This window comes from Enterobacter sp. BIDMC92 (assembly GCF_001030225.1).
GTDB lineage: Bacteria > Pseudomonadota > Gammaproteobacteria > Enterobacterales > Enterobacteriaceae > Enterobacter > Enterobacter sichuanensis.
Genome location: NZ_KQ087598.1, coordinates 2,176,659 through 2,201,091, shown reverse-complemented (window position 1 = coordinate 2,201,091; position 24,433 = coordinate 2,176,659). Strand labels below are relative to the sequence as shown.

The window sequence follows — 24,433 nt, the reverse complement described above, 5'->3', positions numbered from 1 at the left end:
GCTCCGCAAATCGTGATAATTCCGTCTTATAGCGCTGTCCCCGGTGAGTGTTCTTTCCTATAGTCAGCCTCAGAGCTCTGACAAAATGCAACACAAATGCAACAATGCGTAAACGTTGACGGTGCAGTGAGAAAAACGATGGCGTGTGCAAGCGAGCAGGAACAGTATCAGCAGTGGCTGGCGCAAATTAACCAGGTTTGCGGGCGTTTTAACGCGCGTCCTCTGGAGGGAAAATTCTTCGGTGAACTGGAGACCAGCTATGCGCGCAGCCTGAAGCTCAGTACCGTGACCGCTGGCGGCGTTACCCTGTTCCGCTCCCGCCAGGAGATCAGAGACAGCAACGATGCCTGGTTCTATACCGTGTTTCAGCTTGAAGGCAGCGCGCAAATCGAGCAGGACGATCGCCGCTCTGTGCTGAGAACCGGGGATATTACGCTGATTGACGCATCGCGCCCGTGCTCAATTCACTGGCAGGAAAAATCCCGCCAGATTTCGCTGCTGGTGCCCCGTCAGATCATTGAGCAGCAGTGCCGGTTTCAGGAGATCAGCTGCGCACTGACGCTCTCCCGTTCGTTGCCGACGGTACAGTTAAGCCATCGTCTGTTGATGGAGAGTATGAGTAATGCCGACCTGAGCGACCGGGAAAGTGAAGCGGCGCTTGAAGCGATGGTGTGCCTGCTGCGCCCGGCGTTCCAGCAGCGCGAGTTGATTCAGCCACGTAAGGAACGCCAGTTCCGGCAGGTGGTGGCGCTGATCGACGACAACATTCAGTCTGACTCCCTGCGCCCGGAATGGATTGCCGCCGAAAGCGGAATGTCCGTGCGCAGCCTCTACCGCATGTTTGCCGAAAAAGGGCTGGTGGTGGCGCAGTACATTAAAAACCGTCGTCTGGATCTCTGCGCGCAGGTGCTACGCTCCGCCGGAGATGATGAAAAGCTGGCGGGAATTGGCTACAGCTGGGGGTTCACCGACCATAGCCATTTTTCAACAGCGTTTAAGCAGCGTTTTGGCGTCTCACCGGGTGAATACCGCAGGCGCTATCGCTAGCTACTTTTTGAGCCACTTTCCGTTAATGCCCTTCACGTACTCGCCCGGCTGCGCGCGGGCAACCAGCTTTTGACCTGCCATTTTCGCCACTTCATCAACCGGCAGATTGTTGCTGTCCGCCAGTTTCTGGTAGTTTTCCGTGCGGGCCGCGTTGATGCGGCTGACCAGTGCCAGCGTTTCCGCGTCCTGTTGAATCGGGGCCAGATAGCCGCTGAGGGTTTCCCCCACCCGGCCCTGCGCCCGGGCGTCGTTCAGGGTCAGCGCCGCCGCCTGCACGTTCATCCCTAATGCCAGTAAAATCAGAGCTAATCGTTTCATAGCATCCTCAGAACAGATCGCTGCGCGATTTCAGCAGATTTTCAACGTCTTTATCGACTTTTATATAGATCTCATGTTCGATTTTGACGTTCATGTTGATGGTAATCGGCTCTTTTGGCGCGGCGACTTCAATACGCGGCGTACAGCCAGTCAGTAGCGCGGCAGCGGCAACGGTGAGCACACCAGCCCTCTTTTTCATTGTTGTTCCTCACTTTCCTTGCCAGTCGAACTGCGGGGCGCAGGTATCGCCGTATGTTGCTCAAACCAGGTTTGCAGGTTGTCGCCAAAACGCAGGCTGCGCCAGAGGGTAAAGACATTCTCGTCATGGGTATAGTTCAGATTGACGGAGCTGCTTTTGCCCTCCACGCGGCTGGTCCCCTTGATGGTCGCCTGCATGGTTAATTCACCCAGGTTATCTAAATTGATTCTCGTCCACGAACGTGAAATTTCCATATAGCGGAGCCAGTTAATCGCGGCACCCGCCACCATATTATCTTTAACGATGGCGTCTGCCGTATCTTTGTCGATGCGCAGCGTCATGGGCCCCGGGTTGGTCAGCCAGCCATCTTTAATGATCCACTTTTCATTGTCCAGCCAGAACGGCAGCGCTCCGCTGACCGGGCCAGACATGGCAAACTGTTTCGGATTGACGGCACTAATCAGCTCGCTGGAGGAGATATTGTCCACACGCAACAGGGCCGGATCGTGCTGCGGCATCCGCAACTGCTGCATGGTGATCTTCCCGCCGAGGGTTTCCACCTTCACGTTGGTGAGCAGCAGCGGATTGTCCTCGGTCCAGGGATAGTCCCCCTGCAAATCCGCGGTAATGTTGCGCGCGGTGATCAGGTTTTCCACTTCGCCAATGCGCAACGTCACCGGTCCGCGGGTCCCCAACGACCAGGTCCCCTCGCTGAAGCGGAACGGCAGCACAAAATCGACGCCGTTAATCTGGTTATCCGGCATCCAGGCGCTGCCGGATTTCAGTACGCCGTGCCCGCCGGCCTCAAAACCCTGATCGGCCGCCGCCGAGAAGGCAACCTGGGCATAGAGCTCCCCGTCGCGCAGGGTCATTTTCCAGTCTGGCGGGATCAGCGGCTGGAAGACGGTAAGCGACTGTTTCGGCCACCAGGCCTGCCCGCGAAGACGCTCCCCGTCCCAGCGGCCGTTGACCTGTACCGGACCGATGTTGTCCGCACGAAGATCGCCTTTGAACTGGAAAATCGTCGGGTCGCTACCGTCGACGCTGAAGGTCAGAACCGACGGCGGCAACACGCTGCCGCCGGAGAAACGGGTCTGTCCGGCATTGAGCGACAACGCGCCGCTGAAGGTCGGTTTTTCGGGGTCACGGAACCAGCGCACCGGTTGGTCGAGCACCATGCGTGGCTTGCTGACCTCCATCGTGCCGTACTGAAGCTTGTCAAAACCGGTGGAGAGCGCCGTCAGTTCGATAAGGTTGTCGCGCCACTCGCCTTTCCCGGCGACATCCCAGCGGGCATGCATCGGCGTAAAGCCGCCTTTCCCCCAGTAGCGCCACTGCCACAGGCCCTTGTCGGGTAAAAAGTCGTTTGCCTGACCGTCGAGGTGGAGCTCAAAATCCCCCATTTCGTTTTCATGGGCGCGCAGAATAGCCTGTAAACGGCCGTCCACGCCCTTTTGCGTGAGCTTCACGCCCGCCAGCGGCCAGCGGATTTCATCGATATCGAGCGAGTCAATGATGCGCCCGCGCGAGCGGAGCAGCGCGCCCGGCTCAAAGGCGAGCTGCGGTTCATACAGGCTGCCGGTCAGTTTTGCCGGCAGCCGGGCGTAGAGAATAAGATCGTTCTGTTTCGCCTCACCGCTCAGGTGCAGCGGCATGTCGCTGTTCTCCATGCTGAGTCTGCCGGGCCCAATATTCAGTACCGCGTTGCCTTTCCCGGCGTCGCCGTGGGTCAGCACATTCAGTCGACCGGTCAGGGTGGCCTTCTCCAGCCCCTGCTGCCAGTTGTCGGCACGAAGCGAAACGCGTCCGCTCAGCGGCATGCCGGAGAGCGCCCAGTTCCAGCGTCCATCGCTGATGTTCAGCTGCTCAGCGGTGATCTGCCACGGCAGGTCAAGGAGCGGTTCGGGGTTATCCCGTGCCATCACCACCAGTTGCCCCTGATTGTCTTCCCAGTCCAGATCGGCATCGACCAGGGACGTTAGCTGTGGCACGTTAAAAGTCGCCACCGCGTGGCCCTTCACCGGCACGCCATCCGGCACCAGCGGCAGCGTGAACTCGCCCACCAGCTTAACGGGCTGCGGCTGGTCAGGAAGCTGCACATCGAACTGGGTAACGGAGAGCGTCTGCCCGCGAAGTGTCCCCTTAATGCTGACCTGCTCGCCTTTATAGGCGATCTCCTGTCTTGCCGGGGTCAGCGACGCGTAAAGTTCCCCCTGCCACTGCTGCCAGGGTGAAAGCGTCAGACGGTGAATGGTAAGCCAGGTATTCGGTAATACCGCCTGCCACTGGGCCAGCGTTTTCGGGGCGACCGTTGACGGTGCGGACTCGGGAATCTTGCTCAGACAGACGGCGTTGAGATCGAGTGCGCCGATATCCAGCTTCCAGCGGCTGGGATGTGACAGCGTCACGTTATCGATACGGGCTATCTCGCAGTCTTCCACCAGATAGCGGAGATCGGGGATCACCAACGCGTGACGAGTGAGCTTCGGGCTCTCTTCGAACGCGATACGCGTCCCGACGGGTAGCCAGATCCCGGCGAGCGTCGGTACCCACTGGGCGAGCGTCATCAGCAGCGTCAGCGGCAACAATATGAACAGCAGTAAAAGCGCAAGTGCGGCTTTGTATTTACCCTTCATGGGCAGTTAATATCCTGATTTAGCGAAAGAATTAAGCCGGCAGTGCCGATCATTGTCGCATGTTTGGCCAGTCAGTTGAAGGAAATGCCATTTTTAAGAATAGATGCTCTAGAATAATTAACAGAACTTATTGAATTCAATAATATTTTAGAAATTGTAAGATAATTTTAATCATGCTAACGTGAATGCAAAATCACTGGAGAAAGTCTTATGAAACTCGCGGTATATAGCACAAAGCAGTACGACAAAAAGTATCTGCAACATGTTAACGAGGCTTACGGGTTTGAGCTTGAATTTTTCGACTTTCTGCTGTCCGAAAAAACCGCCAAAACGGCGCACGGGTGTGAAGGTGTCTGCATTTTTGTAAACGATGACGGCAGTCGTCCGGTGCTGGAGGAGTTGAAAAAACAGGGGGTGAAATACATCGCCCTGCGCTGTGCGGGCTTTAATAATGTGGATCTCGATGCCGCCAAAGAGCTGGGTCTGAAGGTAGTTCGCGTGCCGGCGTACTCTCCGGAAGCGGTGGCGGAACATGCGATTGGCATGATGATGTCCCTCAACCGTCGTATTCACCGTGCTTATCAGCGTACCCGTGACGCCAACTTCTCACTGGAAGGCCTGACCGGCTTTACCATGTACGGCAAAACCGCTGGCGTGATCGGGACCGGTAAAATTGGCGTCGCCGCCCTGCGGATTCTGAAAGGCTTTGGCATGCGTCTGCTGGCGTTTGATCCGTACCCAAGCGCGGCTGCGCTGGATCTGGGCGTGGAGTACGTTGACCTGCCAACCCTGTTCTCGCAGTCTGACGTAATCTCCCTGCACTGCCCGCTGACGCCGGAAAACTACCACCTGCTTAACCAGGCGGCATTCGACCAGATGAAAGACGGCGTAATGATCATCAACACCAGCCGCGGCGGGCTGGTTGACTCTCAGGCCGCTATCGAAGCGCTGAAAACCCAGAAAATTGGCGCACTGGGGATGGACGTCTATGAGAACGAACGCGATCTGTTCTTCGAAGACAAGTCGAATGACGTGATCCAGGACGACGTGTTCCGTCGCCTCTCCGCCTGCCATAACGTGCTGTTTACCGGACACCAGGCGTTTCTGACCGCCGAAGCGCTGATCAGCATCTCGGAAACGACGCTCGGGAATTTGCAGCAGCTGGAAAAAGGTGAAACCTGCCCTAACGAACTGGCTTAAATCTCACGCCGGGTGGCGTCTACACTTCACCCGGCGCGTTCGTTTCCCAGCTACGGTGGGCAAAACGCCACCACAGCAGTACGCCCATCAGCGCAATCGCGCTTAATACACTGAATGCCGTCGCAAACGAGTAATGCCCGGCGATCGTACCGGTTAATGCCGGACTCATGGCTGCCCCCACACCCTGCATCAGCATCACGACACTCTGCCCGGCATTGACGTGCCCGCTTCCGCGCAGCAGCACCACGATAAACGACGGTACCACGACCCCCAAAATGCCGGCGGCCAGACCGTCGAGAATTTGTACCGGGATCATCATGAACGGTGCGTCCGTGCTTGCTGCCAGCGCCGCGCGTACCGGCATCACCAGCAGCGCCAGCATAATTAACCGCCAGTAGCCGTAGTGTTCTATCCGGCGTGCGCTCCAGATGGCGACGGGGATCATCACGGCCTGTGAGATGATGACGGTACCCGCCGCATACAAACCGGGGTTGATCGAGGCGGGTGCCGCTGCAACCCGCATGCTCAGCATCGGCAGCAGCGCGGCATTCGCCAGGTGGAACAGCAGAAGCGTCAGTCCGGTCACAAAAAGCGCCCGGTTTTTCATCAGCACCGCAAAGCCGGGAACCGGCACGCTCCCTGAAGATGACAGCCCCCGCGCGGCATTGTTGTCGATATCGCCGTTGCGAATGGCCAGCAGCGCACAGAGCGTGAGCAGCGTCGTACAGGTCATCAGCAGGAAAATCCCGCCGACGCCCCAGTACCAGGCAATGCCGCCTGCCATCAGCGCGGTGACAAAGTTTCCGCCGTGATTGAACGCTTCATTTCTGCCCATCTGCGCGCTGAAGCCGTTCTGGCCGGTCAGCCCCAGCGTAATGCCGGCGATCAACGGCCCGACAAATGCCGCACAAATACCGGTGATAATTTGCGAAATGGCGACCACGCTGCTCTGCTGGCTAAACCAGAGCAGAAGCGTGCTCAGGGTGATCAACAGGCAGAGCAGCGCCAGCACGGCACGTTTGTTCCTGGAAGTGTCAGTAATAAATCCTGCCGGGAGCGTGGCCAGTAATCCTGCCAGCCCACCGGTCGTCATCAGTATGCCGATATTGTCCGGGGACCAGTGACGCTCGGTCAGAAAAATACCGAGAAATGGCCCGAGGCCATCGCGAACATCCGCAATAAAAAAACTGGTCAGGCATAATGCCCGCAGCGAACGAAGAGACATACTTCCTGCCTTTGTCTGTTATCGCCTGAAAAAATGAAAATGTAGTATAGCGGGTATTTTTGACAATCAGCGTCACGCGGGTTGTTCAATACTATCAATTCATTGTATGGCCCAGGCTATACGCACTTAATACCGCTGCGTTTAAATTTAAGTCCGCAATGGCAGACGGTTTCCCGAGTAAGTACCCCTGCACTTCATCGCACTTATTTTTCATGAGGAAAGTGAGCTGTTCGAGGGTTTCCACCCCTTCTGCGGTGATCTCCATGGAATAGGCCTTGCCCAGATCGATTATTTTCTCAACGACAGCCTGGTTCTGCGGTGAATCGCCTAACGTAAAAATAAAGCTTTTGTCGAGCTTGAGCCCATCAAACTGAAACTTCCGCAGATAGCTCAGCGAGGCATAGCCGGTACCGAAATCATCAATCAGAATGCGAACGCCCATTTTTTTGAGGGCCTTCATGGTCTGCAGAGTTTTTTCTGGATCGGAAAGCGTGACATTCTCCGTCACTTCAATTTCCAGCCGCTGGGCTTCGAGCCCGGTGTCATGAAGAATATCTTTAATTCTTTCGGCGAGATCGCTTGCCTGGAATTCAATCGCAGAAATATTGACCGATACCGATAATCCTGGCAAGAAAGCTTGCGTATCCAGACACGCTTTGCGAATAACCCAGTTGCTGAGACTAATAATAAGCCCGGTTTCTTCAGCCAGCGGGATAAACTGATCGGGCATCATGTTTCCGCGTTCCGGGTGCTGCCAACGAACCAGGGCTTCCACGGCCTCGATTTTAGAATATCGGAGGCTATAACGCGGCTGATAAACCAGAGAGAGCTGGTCCTCGCGAATCGCAGTTCTGAGCTCTAATTCCAGTTTTCTGCGTTCAGTCAGCTTTTCCGACATATCCGGGCGATAATAAACCCATCGGTTTCTACCCGATTGTTTCGCCTGATAAAGGGCAATATCCGCAAAGCGTAAAAGATCGTTTGCGCTGCTGCTGTCCTGTGGCGCCATTGCAATCCCCATGCTGACGCCTATTGCCACATCGTTGCCATCAATGGTGAAAGGACGGTTGAGTTCTTCCACGATACGTTGACACACCTCTTCAATCTGCTCTTTTTGACTGATGTTGCCGAGGAGCAGCATAAATTCATCGCCCCCTTGTCGGGCGACAAAATCCCCGTCACGAACACAATGTTTAAGACGCGAGGCGACCTCGCCAAGCAGGGCATCCCCTGTGGAATGGCCAAAAATATCATTGACGGGTTTAAACTTGTCTAAATCCAGGCAAATCATGGCGAAGGGATAATGATTAACGCCTTCTTTCGCTAACTGGCCCGCCAGAAACTCCTTAATATGGTACCGGTTCGGGAGGCCTGTTAATTCATCATGCCGTGACAGGAACTCCACGCGTTTAGTGGCTTCCACTTCCAGAGAAACATCGGTTGCCGCACCGCGCAATACAACAGTGCCATCCGGCTGAGTCGAAAATTTAGCCAGCAGCGTGCAATACGCGGTGGCATGTTGATAGTTCTTATAAGGGCAGTTCTTAAATTCGAAGCGCCCTGTTAACGCATGGCCCGTTACAGGCTTATTAAAACTGCCTCTGGTCGAAGGAAAGAGTTCATCCAACCGGCGACCGATCCATTGACTCTGATCGTAACCTGTGACGGTGGAAAAACGGCCGGACAGCCATGTTATTTTTAACGATAAATCGGTTTCCCAGAACCAGTCGCTGGTGGTTTCACTCACGTCCCGGAAGCGTTTTTCGCTCGTGATAAGATTCAATCTTGCCTGTTCAAGCAGAAACGTATTTTCGTCATGCATTCTCGCCTTGTGCATAATATGGCGCATAAGGATGACCATCATCGAAATTGTCAAAAGTACTGACAGGATCATTAACGGCAGAAAATAGATGATCAACGCCTGACCGGGGTTTTCACTGTCCCAGATAATGTCCACATCACCATTTTGGGTGCGTAGAGTAAATGCGGTCTGGTTATTTGCCTCAGCCTTTTCTTTATTAAGGGAAGCGCGTACATTATTTATTCCGGCATCCTGCCCTATCGTCAGCAGTTTTTTAGCCGTTAATTTATCAATAAACACCATGACTGATGGCTTACCCGGTGAGGGTCGTACACTCGGATCATCGCCCGTTGTTATCCATTCGGCTGAAACAATGGCGGGGACGGAATGGATAAGCGTGAGCATGGAGATCGGCAGTCCATTTTTCAGGCTAAGTTCATGGAGTAAACGCGCTTTCGTGGGTTTATCTAACCAGCTTTCCAGTTCTTCACGTTTCAGTTTCCCGTCAAGCACGCTGTAACGCGTGGTCCCTTCCGCTGAGATAACAAACACCCCTTCGTAGCCAAAGTTGTCGTACAGTGACTTACCCAGATTCTGCTTATCCCATGCCCAGTGAAGGTCAATTCTCTGATGAAGATGTTTATAAACATCGCCCCACTCGGCATTGTCTTTAAGATGACTTCGCATGCTTTCCTGGCGAGTCTCTAACGCTTTTTTTAATAAAAACTCATCGTGTTGGTCGCTGATTTGGTTAACATTGTTTTTTATTATTAGCAAGGCAACGATTGCCGCAATGAAAATACTTATCAATAACGTGACGACATAGGTAAAGGTTTTATTTATCAGCCTTTTAGAATGTTCGGTATCCGTAAAGCCAGGAGTGTTCAGAGGTAGGGTCATCATTCGCCTTCTTAACTGCTCTTACGTCATTTTTTATGCCATCTTCGGTTATCGGCATAAAACAAGAAAATTTTAGCGTTAAAACCTGACACTAAAGAATATTTGTTTTCCCTAATCCAGATCAAATGATTAATCATTAACTATTTTGCAAACTCTACACTGTTTATAAAACATGCCGTGCAGAATGGGTTTATCTCGCATAAATTTAATTTAAATAAAACGTTTGTTGGCGGGAAATAGGATATTACTTTGTTGGTGCCATTCCAGACTTCAGACCCGGTATAAAAAAACCGGGCGTAAAGCCCGGCTCTGTTTTCAGGCAACCCGTGTTCTATGCACTCAACCCGCGATTCTCCAGCATCGGTTCAATCTGCGGATCGTGTCCGCGCCAGTTACGATACAGTTCCGCTAAATCCGTGCTGTTCCCGCGAGACAAAATCGCTTCGCGGAATTTTTGTCCGTTCTCACGCGTTAAGCCGCCCTGTTCGACAAACCACTGGTAGCCATCATCCGCGAGCATTTGCGTCCACAGGTAGGCGTAATACCCCGCCGCGTAGCCGCCACCAAAAATATGGGCAAAATAGCTGCTGCGATAGCGCGGCGGTACAGCGGGCAGATCCAGCCCCTCTTTTTGCAACGCTGCCGTTTCAAATGCGTCAACGTCCGAAACGGCCTCACTGATGCCGTGCCAGTTCATGTCCAGCAGCGCAGCGCTCAGCAGTTCCGTCATATCATAGCCTTTGTTGAAATGCGTCGCGTTGAGCATGCTTTCCCGCAGCGCGTCCGGCATCGGTTCGCCGGTTTCGTAGTGGCGCGCATAGTGCGTAAAGACCTGCGGATGGCTGGCCCAGTGCTCATTGATTTGCGACGGGAATTCAACAAAATCACGCGGAGTATTGGTGCCAGAGAGCGTGGCGAAACGCTGGCTGGCAAACAGGCCGTGCAGCGTATGGCCGAACTCGTGGAAGAGCGTTATCACATCATCCCAGGAGAGGAGCGCGACACCGCCGTTCGCCGGTTTTTGGTAGTTACAGACATTATAGATAACCGGACGGGCCGCAAACTCGAACGATTGTTCGACGAAATTGCCCATCCAGGCGCCGCCCTGCTTGGAATCGCGTGCAAAGAAGTCGCCGTAAAACAGCGCCATGCCCTCACCGGTGTGGTCGAAAATTTCCCATACGCGTACGTCCGGGTGATAAACCGGGATATCGAAGCGCTCGACGAAGCGGATACCAAACAGCTGGCTGGCCGCCCAGAACACGCCATCCTGCAGTACGGTATTGAGCGCAAAATAAGGCCTGATTTGCGACTCATCGAGAGCATATTTTGCCTGGCGCACGCGCTCCGCATAAAAGGCCCAGTCCCACGCCTGCACCGTAAAACCAGCCTGCTCGTCATCAATCACTTTCTGAATATCGGCCTGCTCGCGCTCCGCGCGGGCGCGGGCGGCAGGCACAATGCCGCGCATAAAGGCCAGCGCGGCGTCAGGGGTTTTCGCCATCTGATCCGCAGTACTCCAGCTGGCGTAATCCTCAAAGCCCAGCAGGCGAGCCTGACGGGCACGCAGCGCCGTGAGACGAAGGATCAGCTCGCGGGTGTCGTTTTCATCCCCTTTCTGGGTACGTGTCCAGCCAGCCCTGAAGAGATTTTCACGCGTCTGACGATTGCGCAGCGCTGCCAGCGCGGGCTGCTGGGTGGTGTTCAGAAGCGGGATCAGCCAGCGATCGTTAAGCCCTCTCTCTGCGGCCGCCTGTGCCGCGTCCGCGATCTCTGTTGCGCTGAGCCCATCCAACTGATGCGCATAATCCACCACCAGCCCGCCGGTCTTATCGGCAGCCAGCAGACGTTGATTAAACTGGCTGGTCAGAGAGGCTGCCTCGGTATTCAGCGCCTTCAGCTCGGCTTTTTCTGTCTCACTCAGACGCGCCCCGGCCAGTATAAACCGCTGATACGTCTCCTCGACCAGCCGCCGGGATTCGGCGTCCAGCGCGGCACGGTCCTGCCAGACGCTCTCGACGCGGGCGAAGAGGGTATCATTCAGCCAGATATCGTTCGCCAGCGCGGCAAGTTCGGTGGAGAACTGTTCTTCCAGTTCCTGCAGATACGCGTTGGTGTGCGCGGAGGTCATGGCGAAGAAAACGCTGCTGACGCGCGTGAGCATAACGCCACTTTTTTCCAGCGCCAGCACGGTGTTATTGAAATCTGGCGCAGCGTGCTGAGCGACAATGGCCTCAATGTCCGCCCGCTTCTGGCGAAGCGCTTCATCGAAAGCCGGGCGATAGTGGCTGTCGTTGATTTCATCAAAACGGGGCGCCTGGTAAGGCAACAGACTGATGTCAAAAAAAGGATTGGTGGCCGCCATCTTTCACTCCTGAGTACGGGTTTCTTCCCAGAGTAGCCCCTGCAACGCTGTCATACAAATGTTGCCTTAACGCTCCCTCTGCGACCATGCTATGTTAGTACAACACAAAAAGCGTTGAGGAACAGTGAGATGATTATTTTAGTTACCGGGGCAACGGCAGGTTTTGGTGAAAGCATCACGCGTCGCTTCGTCGCCAACGGGCACAAGGTTATTGCGACCGGGCGCCGCCAGGAACGTTTGCAGGAGCTGAAAGACGAATTAGGCGACAGCATCCTGACCGCGCAGCTCGATGTGCGTAACCGCGCTGCCATTGAAGAGATGATTGCCAACCTGCCCGCTGAATGGCGCGCCATCGACGTGCTGGTCAACAATGCTGGTCTGGCGCTGGGCATGGAGCCCGCCCACAAAGCCAGCGTAGAAGACTGGGAAAACATGATCGACACCAACAACAAAGGGCTGGTCTACATGACCCGCGCGGTGTTGCCGGGGATGGTTGAGCGTAACCGTGGCCATATTATCAATATCGGCTCAACGGCCGGGAGCTGGCCTTACGCGGGCGGCAACGTTTATGGCGCGACGAAAGCGTTTGTACGCCAGTTCAGCCTTAACCTGCGCACCGATCTGCACGGCACCGCCATTCGTGTGACCGATATCGAGCCGGGTCTGGTGGGCGGCACCGAATTTTCCAATGTCCGTTTCAAAGGCGATGACGCGAAGGCAGATAAGACCTACGAAAATGCTAACGCGCTGACGCCGGAAGATGTCACCGAAACGGTCTGGTGGGTGGCGACGCTGCCAAAACACGTCAATATCAATACTGTCGAAATGATGCCCGTCAGCCAGAGTTTTGCCGGACTGAACGTCCATCGCGGCTAACCGTGCCCTTCCCGGCCTGCGGGCCGGGTCTGTTTCGGGTTATAAAAGAATGGTAGTATGTTCGGGCTAACTCTCTGAGAAATGACAACTCATGGCCGCTGAATCGCAACTTAATCCCACCCAGCCCGTCAACCAGCAAATCTATCGCATTTTGCGACGCGATATTGTTCATTGCCTGATCCCACCGGGAACACCGCTTTCCGAAAAAGAGGTCTCCGTGCGGTTTGACGTCTCCCGGCAGCCGGTGCGTGAAGCGTTTATTAAGCTTGCGGAAAACGGTCTGATTCAGATCCGTCCCCAGCGCGGCAGTTACGTGAATAAAATTTCACTTTCTCAGGTTCGCAACGGATGTTTCGTTCGTCAGGCCATTGAATGCGCGGTGGCGCGTCGTGCTGCAACACTTATCAACGACAACCAATGTTACCTGCTGGAGCAGAATCTGCATCAGCAGCGTATTGCGATTGACCGTAAACAGCTGAATGACTTCTTCCAGCTCGATGATGAATTCCACCAGAAACTGGCGCAGATTGCGGATTGCCAGCTCGCCTGGGACACTATCGAAAACATCAAAGCCACCATCGATCGCGTGCGGTATATGAGTCTCGATCACGTCTCGCCACCGGAAATGTTGCTCCGACAGCATCACGATATTTTCAGTGCGCTCGAAAAACGCGACCCGGACGCTGTGGAAAAAGCAATGACGCTGCATCTGCAGGAAATTAGCGAATCGGTGCAGCTTATCCGTCAGGAAAATAGCGAGTGGTTTAGCGAAGAGTAACATTCGCCGCCCCTTACGGGTGCGGCGAGTCATGCGTTGTCCTGCCTGGTTTTATTCCATCCAATGACGTTCGCGCTATATTCCCCTCTCTGCGATCGCTGCTCCTGCGAAATAAAGAAAAAAGTGTGAGTTTGATCAAAAACAAAAAACTGACCTGCGGACAGGCGTATTTATATGCCCCGTGAACGGCGTACCAGAAATAACGCCGTAACGACCAGGTTAGAGAGGAGAAATACCATGATGACATACGACCGTAACCGCAATGCAATCACTACTGGCAGCCGCGTCATGATTAGTGGCACAAACCAGTTCGGCGTGATTAAAGCGATCCACAGTGACGGCCTCAATGCCGAGCAGGTGCGTCGTAGCAAAACCGTGGAAGTGGAAGGATGTGAAGGTAAGTTCGAACCGATTGAGCTGATTCGTCTGGGGATGCACTAACCTGTGTCCCTGCATGCCGCCGCGAGCGGCGGCATGTGCTGAACTACCGTTGCGACACGAACTGCGCCACGGTCGCTTTGGCGCCCTTCTGCAGTAACGTCTGATATGCCTTCATCACCGTATCCACAAAGTCAGCGTCCTGCGGTAACGCTTTACCGAAGATAGCCTCAATGCCGAGCAGCGCATGCACCCGGCTTTCCCCTTCTGCACTGCCCTTCACCGCCGCCTGAATGACCGCCAGCTGCGGATCGCTCACCTCAATGGCCTTGCCCTGCTCATCCACGCCGCCGACATAGCGCATCCAGCCTGCGACACCCAGCGCCAGCAGCGGGAAAGGCTTCCGGTGCGCCAGATGCCAGCGCACGGAATCAAGCATCCGCTGCGGGAGCTTCTGGCTACCGTCCATCGCGATTTGCCACGTACGGTGACGCAGGGCCGGGTTGCTGTAGCGGGCTATCAGCAGATCGGCATAGCGACCTAAATCGACGCCTTTCACCTTCAGGGTTGGTGCCTGTTCGCCGATCATCAGCGCGTGCGCAGCAATGCGGTAGTTCTCGTCTTCCATACACTCGTTGATATGTTGATACCCGGCCAGATACCCCAGATACGCCAGGAACGAGTGGCTGCCGTTGAGCATGCGCAGCTTCATCTCTTCAAACGGAATGACGTCAGCAACCAGCTCGGCACCGGCTTTTTCCCACTCAGGACGACCGGCGACAAAGTTATCTTCTATTACCCACTGGCGGAACGGTTCACAGGCCACCGCTGCAGGATCGCGAACGCCGGTCAGCTGCTCGATTTTATCCAGCGTATCGGGCGTGACCGCGGGCACGATGCGGTCCACCATCGTTGACGGGAAGGTGACGTGGGTTTCGATCCAGTCCGCCAGCTCAGCGTCAACCGCCCGGGCGTAAGCGCACGTGACGTTGCGCATCACATGGCCGTTCTCCGGCATGTTGTCGCACGACATCACGCTAAATGCCGGCAGACCCGCCGCTTTGCGGCGCGCCAGCGCTTCCACCACCACACCCGGCGCGGATTTTGGCTGGTGCGGGTTTTGCAGGTCAGCGACGATAAACGGGTGATCGAGCATCAGTTGTCCGGTCGCGGGGGAATGGCAGTACCCTTTCTCGGTGATGGTCAGTGAGACAATCGCCACCTGCGGTTCGCACATTGCTGCCAGCACGCTCTCCAGCCCGTCAACCTGCGCATGCAGCGCCTTTTTGACTACGCCAACCACGCGGGAGGTCCATGCATCGGCGGACATTTCCGCCACCGTATAGAGGTTATCCTGCGCGTTCAGATCGGCGATCTGCTGCTCGCCGCCAATCAGGTTAACCTCGCAGTAGCCCCAGTCGCTGCCCTGTTCTGCCGCGAGTATGTCGGCATACACCGCCTGATGCGCCCGGTGAAAGGCGCCAAACCCTAAATGAACGATGCGTGCTTTGAGGCTGTCGCGATCGTACTGAGGCAGCGTCGCGTGGGCCTGCAATAACTTGTTTTCCATGATTAAGACTCGTTAATTAGAACGCTGTGGAGCGCTGCCGCATATTGTTAAACGGCAGCGCTTGCTGACTACACCAACTAGAATGGCAGTTGGGGTAAACCATAACTGCCATCAACCATACTGATACTGCCGTTCGAGGTTTTGATTTATATTAACTTTTGCGCACGTGGTGTGACATAAAGAGAAAGTTGTGTGATATCTCACGAAAGATATAAACCACTAACGACGCGAGGAGAGCGCTCCGTAACCAACAGTCTCTTCTGGCACCGTCTCCGCCGCGTCTTGTGCCGCACTCAAATCGCGGTCGCGCACTTCTGGCATCAGGATAGCCGAGACCAGCCCGATCGCGGAATAGGCCACCAGCATGGCAACAATCGGCCACCAGGAGCCGGTCATATTACAGAAGATCCCCGCCAGCACCGGACCAAAACCTACCGCCACCAGACCACCCGCCTCTTTTGAGATAGCCATGCGGGTAAAGCGATTTCGCGAGCCAAACATCTCCGCCATGGTGATATTTTCCAGCGCAAACAGCCCCAGTACGGCGAAATTGTGGATAACGATAATCGAGAGCATGATCGTCCCCGGCGCGTAGCTTTTGTCGACGATGATCGACAGCATCGGATACGCGAGAAGAATGGCGGAGATATTGAGGATTATGTACGGCAGCCGACGGCCCACTTTATCGGAAAGCCAGCCCAGCAGCGGAATGGAGATAAACCCAAGAATGGAGCTGATCATCAGCGCATCGGTCGGGATGGCTTTATCGAACAGCAGTGTCTGAACCAGATAACCCGCCAGGAACGTCTGAATCAGGCCTGAATTCCCCGCCTGACCAAAGCGCAGGCCGGTCGCCAGCCAGAAGGATTTGCTTTTCACCATCGAGCCCAGCGAGGTGTCCGGCATCGCGGTTTCTTCTTCGTTAACTTTCTCAAACACCGGGCTCTCTTTCAGGTTCATACGGAGCCAGATGGCAAAGATCATCACCACAACGCTTGCAAGGAACGGCACGCGCCAGCCCCAGGCGAGCAGCTGTTCACGGTCAAGGGCGAAGAACATAATGGCCCAGATAGCCGTTGCGCTCAGCGTCCCGCAGTTGGTGCCCATCGCCACCAGCGAGGAGATAATGCCGCGTTTACCTTTCGGCGCGTACTCCGCAAGCATCGTCCCCGCTCCGGAGATCTCCGCCCCGGCACCCAGTCCCTGAATAATGCGCAGCGTCACCAGCAGAACGGGGGCGAAAATCCCTATCTGGGCATAGGTCGGCAGTACGCCAATCAGCGTGGTGCAGATCCCCATCATGGTAATGGTGATAAACAGCACCTTCTTACGGCCAATGCTGTCGCCCATGCGTCCGAAGATAAAGGCCCCAACGATACGCGCAATATAACCTGCGCCGTAGGTGCCCATCGCCAGGATCAATGCCATCGCGGCGGATTGTTCCGGGAAGAAGATCTCATGGAAAACCAGGGCGGCTCCCAGTGAGTAAAGCTGGAAGTCCATAAATTCGAGCGCGGTGCCCAGCCAGCCGGAAACGGCGGCTTTCACCAGATCGGAGGTGGTTCTTTGAGGTTGTACTTGCGTCATAATGGCTATCTCTGAAAGGTAAGATGCGTACCACTTAGCGCCTGTCTGCGCAGGCGCTTAACCGCGTAAATGATTATTGCCCGAACGTGAGCAAGACTTTGCAGCACTGCCGCTGGTCTTTTTCAAACAGTTCAATGGCGTCTGTAACGTGGTGATAGTCAAAGGTATGGGTGATCAGTTTTTCCGGGTCGATCAGCCCTTTTTCCAGCCAGTCGATGACGACCGGGAATTTGTTGGCATTCAGGCGCGAGGAGAAGATCGCCAGCTCTTTGCCGGTAATGCCCTGCTGAACAATCTGGCTCGGCTCGCTGGAGAAGCCCATCAGCACAATGCGCGCCGCCGGAGAGGCCAGGGTTATCGCTTCCTGCAGAATCGACGGATGACAGGCAGCATCAATGATTAATGTCGGCCTGATGCCTTTTTCGTCCAGCGCGACCTGCAACGACTGCTTGCCGTTATTGAAGACCCAGTCCGCGCCGCTGCGCTGCGCCATTGCAAGGCGTTCATCTATACGGTCAACCACGATAACCTGCTTCACCTTATAGACGCCCTTCAGCGCCTGTACGGTGACCAGCCCCATCGGGCCTGCGCCATAGATCAGCGCAACGTCCTGTTCAGTGGTATTGGCCTGCCCCGTCACGTTGGCAGCAATGGTGAAGGGCTCAACCATGACGGCATGGTTATCCGGGATCGCATCCGGAATTGGCCAGGCATTTTTAGCGGGCACGGTCGCATATTCGCTAAAACCGCCGTCACGGTGTACGCCCAGTACCACCAGCGAGGTGCAGACGTTCGGTTTCCCGACGGAGCACGGATAGCAGTGCCCGCAGCTGATCACCGGGTCGACGGAGACGCGCTGGCCCAGGCGGGCGCTGTCGACACCCTCGCCCACGGCGTCAATCACGCCAAAAAATTCATGGCCGATCACACGTGGATATTTTGCAAACGGGTTGTGCCCGCGGAATATGTGGCTGTCTGAACCGCAGATGCCGGCCAGCCGGATGTTAACGCGGACCTCACCTGCGCCCGGCTCCGGGAGAGGACGCTCTTCAAGCACCAGTTCGTTCGGCTGTTGAATCACTACGCTTTTCATCGTTAGCTCCTCCATTACCAGTTCCACAGCGTCCCGTCTTCGAGACGGGCCACCGGCAGATAGGCGGGATCGTAGGGGTATTTCGCGGCCAGTTTTTCATCAAATTCGATGCCCAGCCCCGGCTTGTCGCCCGGATGCATATAGCCGTTATCGAAACGCCAGCTGTGGGGGAAGACTTCCAGCATCTGTTCGGAATAGCCCATATACTCCTGTACGCCAAAGTTCGGCACCCACAGGTCGAAATGCAGCGCGGCGGCATGACACACAGGCGACAGATCCGATGGGCCATGTGAACCGGTACGGACCTGGTAGAGCGAGGCGAAGTCCGCGATGCGACGCATCCCGGTGATCCCGCCCGCATGGGTAAGGGTGGTACGGATATAGTCGATAAGCTGCTCTTCAATAAGCTGCTTGCAGTCCCAGATGCTGTTAAACACCTCGCCCACCGCAATCGGCGTGACGGTGTGCTGGCGGATAAGGCGGAAGCAGGCCTGGTTTTCCGCAGGCGTAGGGTCTTCCATCCAGAACATGCGGAATTCTTCAATGCTCTTGCCAAAACGGGCCGCTTCAATCGGCGTCAGGCGGTGGTGCATGTCGTGAAGAAGATGTTCATTAAAGCCGAACTGGCTGCGCACCGCATCGAACAGCTTCGGCGTGAAATCGAGGTATTTCTCGGTGGACCAGAGCTGCTCTTCCGGCCAGTCGCCTTTGGTCGCAGGCTCGTAGGCCAGCCCTTTCCCTTTGGCCATGCCGTAGGTGGTTTTCATGCCCGGCACGCCGCACTGCACGCGGATCGCCCTGAAGCCCATCTCTTTATGACGGGCGTAATCTTCCAGCACGTCATCAATGGTGTGCCCGGTGGTGTGGCAATAGACCATCACCCCTTCCCGGGACGCGCCGCCCAGCAGCTGGTACAGAGGCATGTTGGCGGCTTTGGCTTTGATGTCCCACAGCGCCATATCCACCGCGGAGATGGCCGACATGGTGACCGGACCGCGACGCCAGTAGGCGCCTTTATAGAAAAACTGCCAGATATCTTCAATGCGGTGCGCATCGCGACCAATCAACTGGGGGCAAAGGTGATCCTTCAGGTAAGAGGCAACAGAGAGCTCGCGTCCGTTCAGCGTGGCATCGCCCAGACCGACGATCCCCTCATCAGTGGTGATTTTAAGGGTGACAAAGTTACGTCCCGGACAGGTCACAAATACTTCAGCCCCGACAATCTTCATAATTCCTTTCCTTACATCGCGTGTTGTGATGTGAGAAATTTACGCAACTGAGCTACTACCATACAAGTATGATGATCAAAATATCCGCGAAGGATCACAAAACTGGGGCGCTCAGGCGCGCCCCCATCCTGCGACAATAATCAGCATCCCGCAAAGGGCTACCAGCGCCCCGGCCCAGTCGTATGCGCTGAGTTTGACGCCATCCACCACCCGTAACCACAGCAGCGCGGTGCAGACATAAACACCGCCGTAAGCCGCATAGACGCGACCGCTGGCCGCCGGATGCAACGTTAATAACCAGACAAACAGCGCCAGCGCGACCCCGGCCGGGATCAGCAACAGTGCGCTTCCCCCCTTCTTCAGCCAGAGCCAGGGCAGGAAGCAGCCGATGATTTCGCACAGCGCGGTGGCAAAAAAAAGCAGCGTTGTTTTAAGCATGTTTCACTTCAGGTGAGGATTCATTTAGACATGATACCTGATGATGCCCTTTACTTTTCCATACTTGCCCCGCGGGTATGCCGTCATTTCGCTTTAGTGTAGAATCTGTACGGGGTAACTTGATTATCTGCACCCATTTAAAAGGAAACGCTATGACCACATTAAGCAAACGCCTTTGTCTGACAGCCCTGCTGGCGCTGTCATCGTTCGCCTTTGCCGCCTCTGCGACAGCGGAAACCAGCAAACTCATCATTGAGTCTGGTGACAGCGCGCAAAGCCGCCAGAACGCCGCCATGGACAAAGAACAATGGAATGACACCCGCAACCTTCGCCAGAAGGTCAACAAACGTGCCGAAAAAGAGTGGGACAAAGAAGATGTCGCCTTTGACGCGCGCGACAAGTGTCAGCAAAGCACAAACGTCAACGCCTACTGGGAGCCTAATACCCTGCGCTGCCTGGATCGCCGCACTGGCCGTACGGTAGCCCCATAATGTCGGCGCCCTGTGACGTAAAACTTCGTCCGCTGGAGCGTGAAGATCTGCGCTTTGTCCACCAGCTCGACAACAATGCCAGCGTGATGCGCTACTGGTTTGAAGAGCCCTACGAGGCGTTTGTCGAGCTGTCCGATCTTTACGACAAGCACATTCACGATCAGAGTGAGCGTCGTTTTGTGGTGGAGTGTGAAGGCGAAAAAGCCGGTCTTGTGGAGCTGGTTGAGATCAACCACGTTCACCGCCGGGCGGAGTTCCAGATCATTATTTCCCCTGAGCATCAGGGCAAAGGCCTTGCCTCACGGGCGGCGAAGCTGGCAATGGATTACGGATTCAACGTTCTGAATCTCTACAAGCTTTACCTGATTGTGGACAAGGAGAACGAGAAAGCGATCCATATCTACCGCAAGCTGGGCTTTATGGTGGAAGGCGAGCTGATTCACGAGTTCTTTATCAACGGTGAATACCGTAACACCATCCGCATGTGCATTTTCCAGCATCAGCACCTGGCCGGGCACAAACCGTCAGGCGCCAGCCTGCTGAAACCGACCGCGCAGTAACCTGCGCGGTTTTATTCTCAGTAGTATTCAATCGTATTTTTGATGGTGTATTTGCGCTCAACGGCGGGCTTGACGCTATCGTCCGTGATGATCAGGTCGCAGCTTACCGGGTTGTTGTGTCGGTCGTAGTCGCAGCTCTGCTTCACATTACCCAGCGGTTTGTCGTTCAGCATGCTGACTGCCGAGTAGTCCATTCTTTTGCGCAGATCCTTAGACGGTGTCGACTGGACGGACAGATGCTGATCCCCGGAAATGGTGGTTTTGCCCAGCGGGTAGCCATCGGCATCATAGCGATACTTCACTTCCATCTCTTTGCCGTGGGCCGCCACCACAAACCCGTTGTCGTCGGTATCCCACGTCACTCCGGCTGACGGCAGTTCGGCCAGCTGGCATTTCCCCTGCAGCTTCACTTTTCGCTGCTGGGTTTCCGCATCAAGGTAGTAATTGGCATCCAGTACCAGCGCCACGCCGGTATTGGCCTCCAGGTCGTGCAGCTCCAGCGTATCAAAACACCCTTCTGCCGATACGGTGCCGGTGACCCGTTTGGACACTTCGCCCTTTTCGTTGAACAGAGTCTGGGTAAAGTCTTTAACCGGGCCGCGCAGGGGATCAAAATCAAACTCGTTGGAAAAACTCGCCATCTCGGGCGTAAACGACAGCGGCGCGGAGTTGTTATCGCATCCCACCAGTGCTGCTGCCAGTAGCGTTATCGCTGCGTATTTCTTCACATTCATTTCCGTACAGGGAGATTATTCCCAATCATATTAGCAAATACAGTTGTTTACACGAAGCCTGCTAAAATTAATCTCTACACAGAGAAAAGGAGCTACAGATGAAACGGTTACCCTGGATTACCGCCCTGCTGTTAATGAGTGCCTCAACGGCCGCGCTGGCGGCACCGGATTCCTGCGAGCGTGTGAAAAGCGACATTCAGCAAAAAATCATCAACAACGGCGTGCCGGAGTCCGGTTTTACGCTGAACATTGTACCGAACGATCAGGCCGACCAGCCGGATGCACAGGTGGTGGGTCATTGCGCTAACGATACCTTTAAAATCCTTTATACCCGCACAGGCAGCGGATCGGCGGCAGGCGGCCAGGACTCCACGCCGACTGAACCGCAGTAATTTTCCTGCAATTCCCGTTGATTTGATGAGGATTAAGATCTAATCCCCCCAAATCAGTAACACTCACCCCATCATTAGCCCGGTTGTAATAACGGGAAAAATAATACGCAATTATAATGATGGGGTGAGCCATGTCCGATAGTGAACATCACGGCGGTATTAGCCGTCGAACACTCGTAAAATCTACAGCCATTGGTTCTCTGGCGCTTGCCGCCGGCGGTTTGTCGTTGCCCTTTGGCGTGAAACGTGCCGCCGCGTCCATGCAAAACGCCATGAACGCTGCCGAAGATAAAGTGGTCTGGGGCGCCTGCTCGGTTAACTGCGGCAGCCGCTGTGCATTGCGTCTGCACGTCCGTGACGACGAAGTGTACTGGGTCGAAACGGATAATACCGGTGACGATATTTACGGTAACCATCAGGTGCGCGCCTGCCTGCGCGGACGTTCTATTCGCCGCCGTATTAATCATCCTGACCGTCTGAACTACCCGATGAAACGGGTGGGTAAGCGCGGTGAAGGCAAATTCGAGCGCATCACCTGGGACGAAGCCCTCAATACCCTCACTGCCAGCCTGAAAGATGTCGTGGCCAAATACGGCAACGAAGCGGTTTACATCAACTACTCTTCCGGCATTGTCGGCGGCAATATTACCCGTTCCTCCCCTTATGCTTCACTGGTGGCGCGCCTGATGAACTGCTACGGCGGTTTCCTGAGCCACTACGGCACCTACAGCACGGCACAAATCGCCTGTGCGATGCCCTACACCTACGGCAGCAACGACGGCAACAGCACGTCTGACATCGAAAACACCAAACTGGTGGTGATGTTTGGCAATAACCCGGCGGAAACGCGCATGAGCGGTGGCGGGATTACGTACTATCTGGAGCAGGCTCGCGAGCGATCCAGTGCGCGCATGATCGTCATCGACCCGCGCTACACCGACACCGCCGCTGGCCGCGAAGATGAATGGATCCCCATCCGTCCGGGTACCGATGCCGCGCTGGTAGCCGGTATTGCGTGGGTATTGATCGCCGAAAACCTGGTCGACCAGCCGTTCCTGGATAAATACTGCGTGGGCTATGATGAAAAAACGCTGCCGGAAGGCGCACCCGCTAACGGCCACTACAAAGCGTATATTCTCGGTCAGGGCGATGACAAGACCGCGAAAACCCCTGAGTGGGCTTCCCGCATTACGGGCATACCCGCCGATCGCATTGTTAAGCTTGCCCGTGAAATCGGCTCCGCCAAACCGGCTTACATCTGCCAGGGTTGGGGACCCCAGCGCCAGGCGAACGGAGAACTGACCGCCCGCGCGATCGCGATGCTGCCTATCCTCACCGGAAACGTGGGGATCAACGGCGGTAACAGCGGCGCGCGTGAGTCGACATACACCATTACTATCGAACGTATGCCGCTGCCGGACAATCCGGTCAAAACGCAAATTTCCTGCTTCAGCTGGACGGATGCCATCGCTCGTGGACCGGAAATGACCGCCCTGCGCGACGGCGTGCGCGGGAAAGATAAGCTGGACGTGCCGATTAAGTTCATCTGGAACTACGCGGGCAATACCCTCATCAACCAGCACTCCGATATCAATAAAACCCACGATATCCTGCAGGATGAAAGCAAGTGCGAAATGATTGTCGTCATCGACAACTTTATGACCTCATCGGCGAAATATGCCGATATCCTGCTGCCGGATCTCATGACCGTTGAGCAGGAAGACATCATTCCGAACGATTATGCCGGGAACATGGGCTACCTGATTTTCCTCCAGCCCGTGACCGCGCCGAAGTTTGAGCGCAAGCCCATCTACTGGATCATGAGTGAAGTGGCGAAACGCCTTGGACCGGATATTCATCAGAAATTCACCGAAGGACGGACGCAGGCGCAGGCGCAGTGGCTGCAGTATCTGTATGCCAAAATGCTCGAAAAAGACCCCACACTGCCCTCCTATGACGAGCTGAAAAAAATGGGCATTTATAAGCGCAAAGATCCGAACGGGCACTTTGTAGCCTATAAAAAATTCCGCGAGAACCCGGAAGCCAATCCGCTGAAAACGCCGTCGGGCAAGATTGAAATTTACTCCAGCAAACTCGCGGAGATTGCCGCCACCTGGGAGCTGGAAAATGATGAAACCATCAGCCCGCTGCCCGTCTACGCCTCGACCTTTGACGGCTGGGACGCGCCCGAACGCGAGCAGTTCCCGCTGCAGCTGTTTGGCTTCCACTTCAAAGCCCGTACCCACTCAAGCTATGGCAACATCGACGTGCTGAAAGCGGCCTGTCGGCAGGAGGTATGGCTTAACCCGGTCGATGCCGAAAAACGCGGCATTAAGAACGGCGATATGGTGCGCGTCTTTAACGAACGCGGTGAGGTGCGAATTGAAGCGAAAGTCACACCGCGCATCATGCCCGGCGTGAGCGCCATGGGCCAGGGCGCCTGGCACGACGCCAGTATGAATGGCGATCGTATTGACCACGGGTCATGCATCAATACCCTGACCACGCACCGCCCGTCGCCGCTGGCAAAAGGCAACCCGCAGCACACCAATCTGGTACAGATCGAAAAGGTTTAGCACGATCGTGGTTTCTTATACGGTCAGTATTCTTGGTTAA

General features: G+C 55.3%; 21 protein-coding genes. 9 read left to right on the top strand and 12 right to left on the bottom strand.

The annotated features are described in order from the left end of the window. Positions 1-138: 138 nt before the first annotated feature. On the top strand, positions 139-1,047 hold the full coding sequence (feaR, locus tag SP99_RS10255; protein ID WP_047958483.1) for a transcriptional regulator FeaR: 909 nt from the start codon (positions 139-141) through the stop codon (positions 1,045-1,047). Here feaR and SP99_RS10250 read toward each other — a convergent pair whose 3' ends face one another. From SP99_RS10250 to SP99_RS10240, 3 genes are read right to left on the bottom strand one after another with little or no spacing between them, the layout of a single operon-like run. Beyond that, entirely contained in the window at positions 1,048-1,365 is a 318-nt protein-coding gene (locus tag SP99_RS10250) for a YdbL family probable chaperone protein (RefSeq protein ID WP_047958482.1), read from the bottom strand. Between the two features lie 7 nt (positions 1,366-1,372). Beyond that, the gene (locus SP99_RS10245; RefSeq protein WP_047958481.1) at positions 1,373-1,564 is read right to left on the bottom strand and encodes a YnbE family lipoprotein; all 192 of its coding nucleotides are present in this window, start codon (positions 1,562-1,564) and stop codon (positions 1,373-1,375) included. Then, a complete protein-coding gene (locus tag SP99_RS10240; RefSeq protein ID WP_047958480.1) occupies positions 1,561-4,200 on the bottom strand; it encodes a YdbH family protein in 2,640 nt (879 codons plus the stop codon). The genes SP99_RS10245 and SP99_RS10240 overlap by 4 nt, the downstream gene beginning before the upstream one ends. A 210-nt stretch (positions 4,201-4,410) precedes the next feature. On the opposite strand from SP99_RS10240, the gene SP99_RS10235 reads away from it, so the two are divergent. Continuing rightward, a complete protein-coding gene (locus tag SP99_RS10235) occupies positions 4,411-5,400 on the top strand; it encodes a 2-hydroxyacid dehydrogenase (protein ID WP_025757986.1) in 990 nt (329 codons plus the stop codon). Between the two features lie 19 nt (positions 5,401-5,419). Here SP99_RS10235 and SP99_RS10230 read toward each other — a convergent pair whose 3' ends face one another. The 3 genes from SP99_RS10230 to dcp form a co-directional block, all read right to left on the bottom strand. Then, positions 5,420-6,625, bottom strand: coding sequence for an MFS transporter (locus SP99_RS10230; protein WP_047958479.1), 1,206 nt, complete (start codon positions 6,623-6,625; stop codon positions 5,420-5,422). A gap of 94 nt (positions 6,626-6,719) precedes the next feature. Further along, positions 6,720-9,326, bottom strand: coding sequence for a bifunctional diguanylate cyclase/phosphodiesterase (locus SP99_RS10225; protein WP_053060145.1), 2,607 nt, complete (start codon positions 9,324-9,326; stop codon positions 6,720-6,722). Positions 9,327-9,657: 331 nt separating this feature from the next. Next, positions 9,658-11,691: a peptidyl-dipeptidase Dcp gene (gene dcp / locus SP99_RS10220; RefSeq protein ID WP_047958478.1), complete on the bottom strand. Its 2,034-nt coding sequence runs from the start codon at positions 11,689-11,691 to the stop codon at positions 9,658-9,660. Between the two features lie 129 nt (positions 11,692-11,820). On the opposite strand from dcp, the gene ydfG reads away from it, so the two are divergent. From ydfG to ydfZ, 3 genes are all read left to right on the top strand, one after another. Continuing rightward, positions 11,821-12,567, top strand: a complete 747-nt coding sequence (gene ydfG, locus SP99_RS10215) for a bifunctional NADP-dependent 3-hydroxy acid dehydrogenase/3-hydroxypropionate dehydrogenase YdfG (RefSeq protein WP_025757989.1) — start codon at positions 11,821-11,823, stop codon at positions 12,565-12,567. A gap of 91 nt (positions 12,568-12,658) precedes the next feature. After that, entirely contained in the window at positions 12,659-13,345 is a 687-nt protein-coding gene (locus SP99_RS10210; RefSeq protein WP_025757990.1) for a GntR family transcriptional regulator, read from the top strand. Between the two features lie 237 nt (positions 13,346-13,582). Further along, on the top strand, positions 13,583-13,786 hold the full coding sequence (ydfZ, locus tag SP99_RS10205) for a putative selenium delivery protein YdfZ (RefSeq protein WP_025757991.1): 204 nt from the start codon (positions 13,583-13,585) through the stop codon (positions 13,784-13,786). A 43-nt stretch (positions 13,787-13,829) separates the two neighbouring features. Here the strand turns inward: ydfZ and SP99_RS10200 are convergent, their stop codons facing one another. The 5 genes from SP99_RS10200 to SP99_RS10180 form a co-directional block, all read right to left on the bottom strand. After that, positions 13,830-15,293, bottom strand: a complete 1,464-nt coding sequence (locus SP99_RS10200; RefSeq protein WP_047958477.1) for a mannitol dehydrogenase family protein — start codon at positions 15,291-15,293, stop codon at positions 13,830-13,832. Positions 15,294-15,512: 219 nt separating this feature from the next. Continuing rightward, a complete protein-coding gene (locus SP99_RS10195) occupies positions 15,513-16,880 on the bottom strand; it encodes an MFS transporter (protein WP_047958476.1) in 1,368 nt (455 codons plus the stop codon). Positions 16,881-16,953: 73 nt separating this feature from the next. After that, complete coding sequence (locus SP99_RS10190) at positions 16,954-17,973, bottom strand: Zn-dependent oxidoreductase (RefSeq protein WP_047958475.1); 1,020 nt, start codon at positions 17,971-17,973, stop codon at positions 16,954-16,956. A gap of 14 nt (positions 17,974-17,987) precedes the next feature. Further along, entirely contained in the window at positions 17,988-19,202 is a 1,215-nt protein-coding gene (gene manD / locus SP99_RS10185) for a D-mannonate dehydratase ManD (RefSeq protein WP_047958474.1), read from the bottom strand. Between the two features lie 111 nt (positions 19,203-19,313). Further along, positions 19,314-19,640 carry a YnfA family protein gene (locus SP99_RS10180; protein ID WP_045284860.1) on the bottom strand — a complete coding sequence of 109 codons (327 nt, stop codon included), beginning with the start codon at positions 19,638-19,640 and terminating at the stop codon, positions 19,314-19,316. 152 nt (positions 19,641-19,792) lie between these two features. Between SP99_RS10180 and SP99_RS10175 the strand changes: the two genes are divergently transcribed. Together SP99_RS10175 and speG are read left to right on the top strand one after the other, a co-directional pair. Continuing rightward, complete coding sequence (locus SP99_RS10175) at positions 19,793-20,131, top strand: DUF1283 family protein (RefSeq protein ID WP_047958473.1); 339 nt, start codon at positions 19,793-19,795, stop codon at positions 20,129-20,131. Beyond that, positions 20,131-20,691: a spermidine N1-acetyltransferase gene (gene speG, locus SP99_RS10170; protein WP_023311549.1), complete on the top strand. Its 561-nt coding sequence runs from the start codon at positions 20,131-20,133 to the stop codon at positions 20,689-20,691. The genes SP99_RS10175 and speG overlap by 1 nt, the downstream gene beginning before the upstream one ends. Positions 20,692-20,708: 17 nt before the next feature. Here speG and SP99_RS10165 read toward each other — a convergent pair whose 3' ends face one another. Beyond that, complete coding sequence (locus tag SP99_RS10165) at positions 20,709-21,419, bottom strand: YnfC family lipoprotein (RefSeq protein ID WP_094917699.1); 711 nt, start codon at positions 21,417-21,419, stop codon at positions 20,709-20,711. 104 nt (positions 21,420-21,523) lie between these two features. Here SP99_RS10165 and SP99_RS10160 point away from each other — a divergent pair, with 104 nt between their 5' ends. After that, positions 21,524-21,817, top strand: a complete 294-nt coding sequence (locus tag SP99_RS10160; protein ID WP_047958472.1) for a DUF1161 domain-containing protein — start codon at positions 21,524-21,526, stop codon at positions 21,815-21,817. A gap of 131 nt (positions 21,818-21,948) precedes the next feature. Next, entirely contained in the window at positions 21,949-24,393 is a 2,445-nt protein-coding gene (gene ynfE, locus SP99_RS10155) for a selenate/tellurate reductase subunit YnfE (RefSeq protein WP_047958471.1), read from the top strand. The last annotated feature ends 40 nt before the right edge of the window (positions 24,394-24,433 follow it).

Bases quoted from the DNA above. Each gene is read 5' to 3' on its own strand.
- feaR (WP_047958483.1), top strand. From the start codon at position 139: ATGGCGTGTGCAAGCGAGCAGGAACAGTATCAGCAGTGGCTGGCGCAA.
- SP99_RS10250 (WP_047958482.1), bottom strand. From the start codon at position 1,365: ATGAAACGATTAGCTCTGATTTTACTGGCATTAGGGATGAACGTGCAG.
- SP99_RS10245 (WP_047958481.1), bottom strand. From the start codon at position 1,564: ATGAAAAAGAGGGCTGGTGTGCTCACCGTTGCCGCTGCCGCGCTACTG.
- SP99_RS10240 (WP_047958480.1), bottom strand. From the start codon at position 4,200: ATGAAGGGTAAATACAAAGCCGCACTTGCGCTTTTACTGCTGTTCATA.
- SP99_RS10235 (WP_025757986.1), top strand. From the start codon at position 4,411: ATGAAACTCGCGGTATATAGCACAAAGCAGTACGACAAAAAGTATCTG.
- SP99_RS10230 (WP_047958479.1), bottom strand. From the start codon at position 6,625: ATGTCTCTTCGTTCGCTGCGGGCATTATGCCTGACCAGTTTTTTTATT.
- SP99_RS10225 (WP_053060145.1), bottom strand. From the start codon at position 9,326: ATGACCCTACCTCTGAACACTCCTGGCTTTACGGATACCGAACATTCT.
- dcp (WP_047958478.1), bottom strand. From the start codon at position 11,691: ATGGCGGCCACCAATCCTTTTTTTGACATCAGTCTGTTGCCTTACCAG.
- ydfG (WP_025757989.1), top strand. From the start codon at position 11,821: ATGATTATTTTAGTTACCGGGGCAACGGCAGGTTTTGGTGAAAGCATC.
- SP99_RS10210 (WP_025757990.1), top strand. From the start codon at position 12,659: ATGGCCGCTGAATCGCAACTTAATCCCACCCAGCCCGTCAACCAGCAA.
- ydfZ (WP_025757991.1), top strand. From the start codon at position 13,583: ATGATGACATACGACCGTAACCGCAATGCAATCACTACTGGCAGCCGC.
- SP99_RS10200 (WP_047958477.1), bottom strand. From the start codon at position 15,293: ATGGAAAACAAGTTATTGCAGGCCCACGCGACGCTGCCTCAGTACGAT.
- SP99_RS10195 (WP_047958476.1), bottom strand. From the start codon at position 16,880: ATGACGCAAGTACAACCTCAAAGAACCACCTCCGATCTGGTGAAAGCC.
- SP99_RS10190 (WP_047958475.1), bottom strand. From the start codon at position 17,973: ATGAAAAGCGTAGTGATTCAACAGCCGAACGAACTGGTGCTTGAAGAG.
- manD (WP_047958474.1), bottom strand. From the start codon at position 19,202: ATGAAGATTGTCGGGGCTGAAGTATTTGTGACCTGTCCGGGACGTAAC.
- SP99_RS10180 (WP_045284860.1), bottom strand. From the start codon at position 19,640: ATGCTTAAAACAACGCTGCTTTTTTTTGCCACCGCGCTGTGCGAAATC.
- SP99_RS10175 (WP_047958473.1), top strand. From the start codon at position 19,793: ATGACCACATTAAGCAAACGCCTTTGTCTGACAGCCCTGCTGGCGCTG.
- speG (WP_023311549.1), top strand. From the start codon at position 20,131: ATGTCGGCGCCCTGTGACGTAAAACTTCGTCCGCTGGAGCGTGAAGAT.
- SP99_RS10160 (WP_047958472.1), top strand. From the start codon at position 21,524: ATGAAACGGTTACCCTGGATTACCGCCCTGCTGTTAATGAGTGCCTCA.
- ynfE (WP_047958471.1), top strand. From the start codon at position 21,949: ATGTCCGATAGTGAACATCACGGCGGTATTAGCCGTCGAACACTCGTA.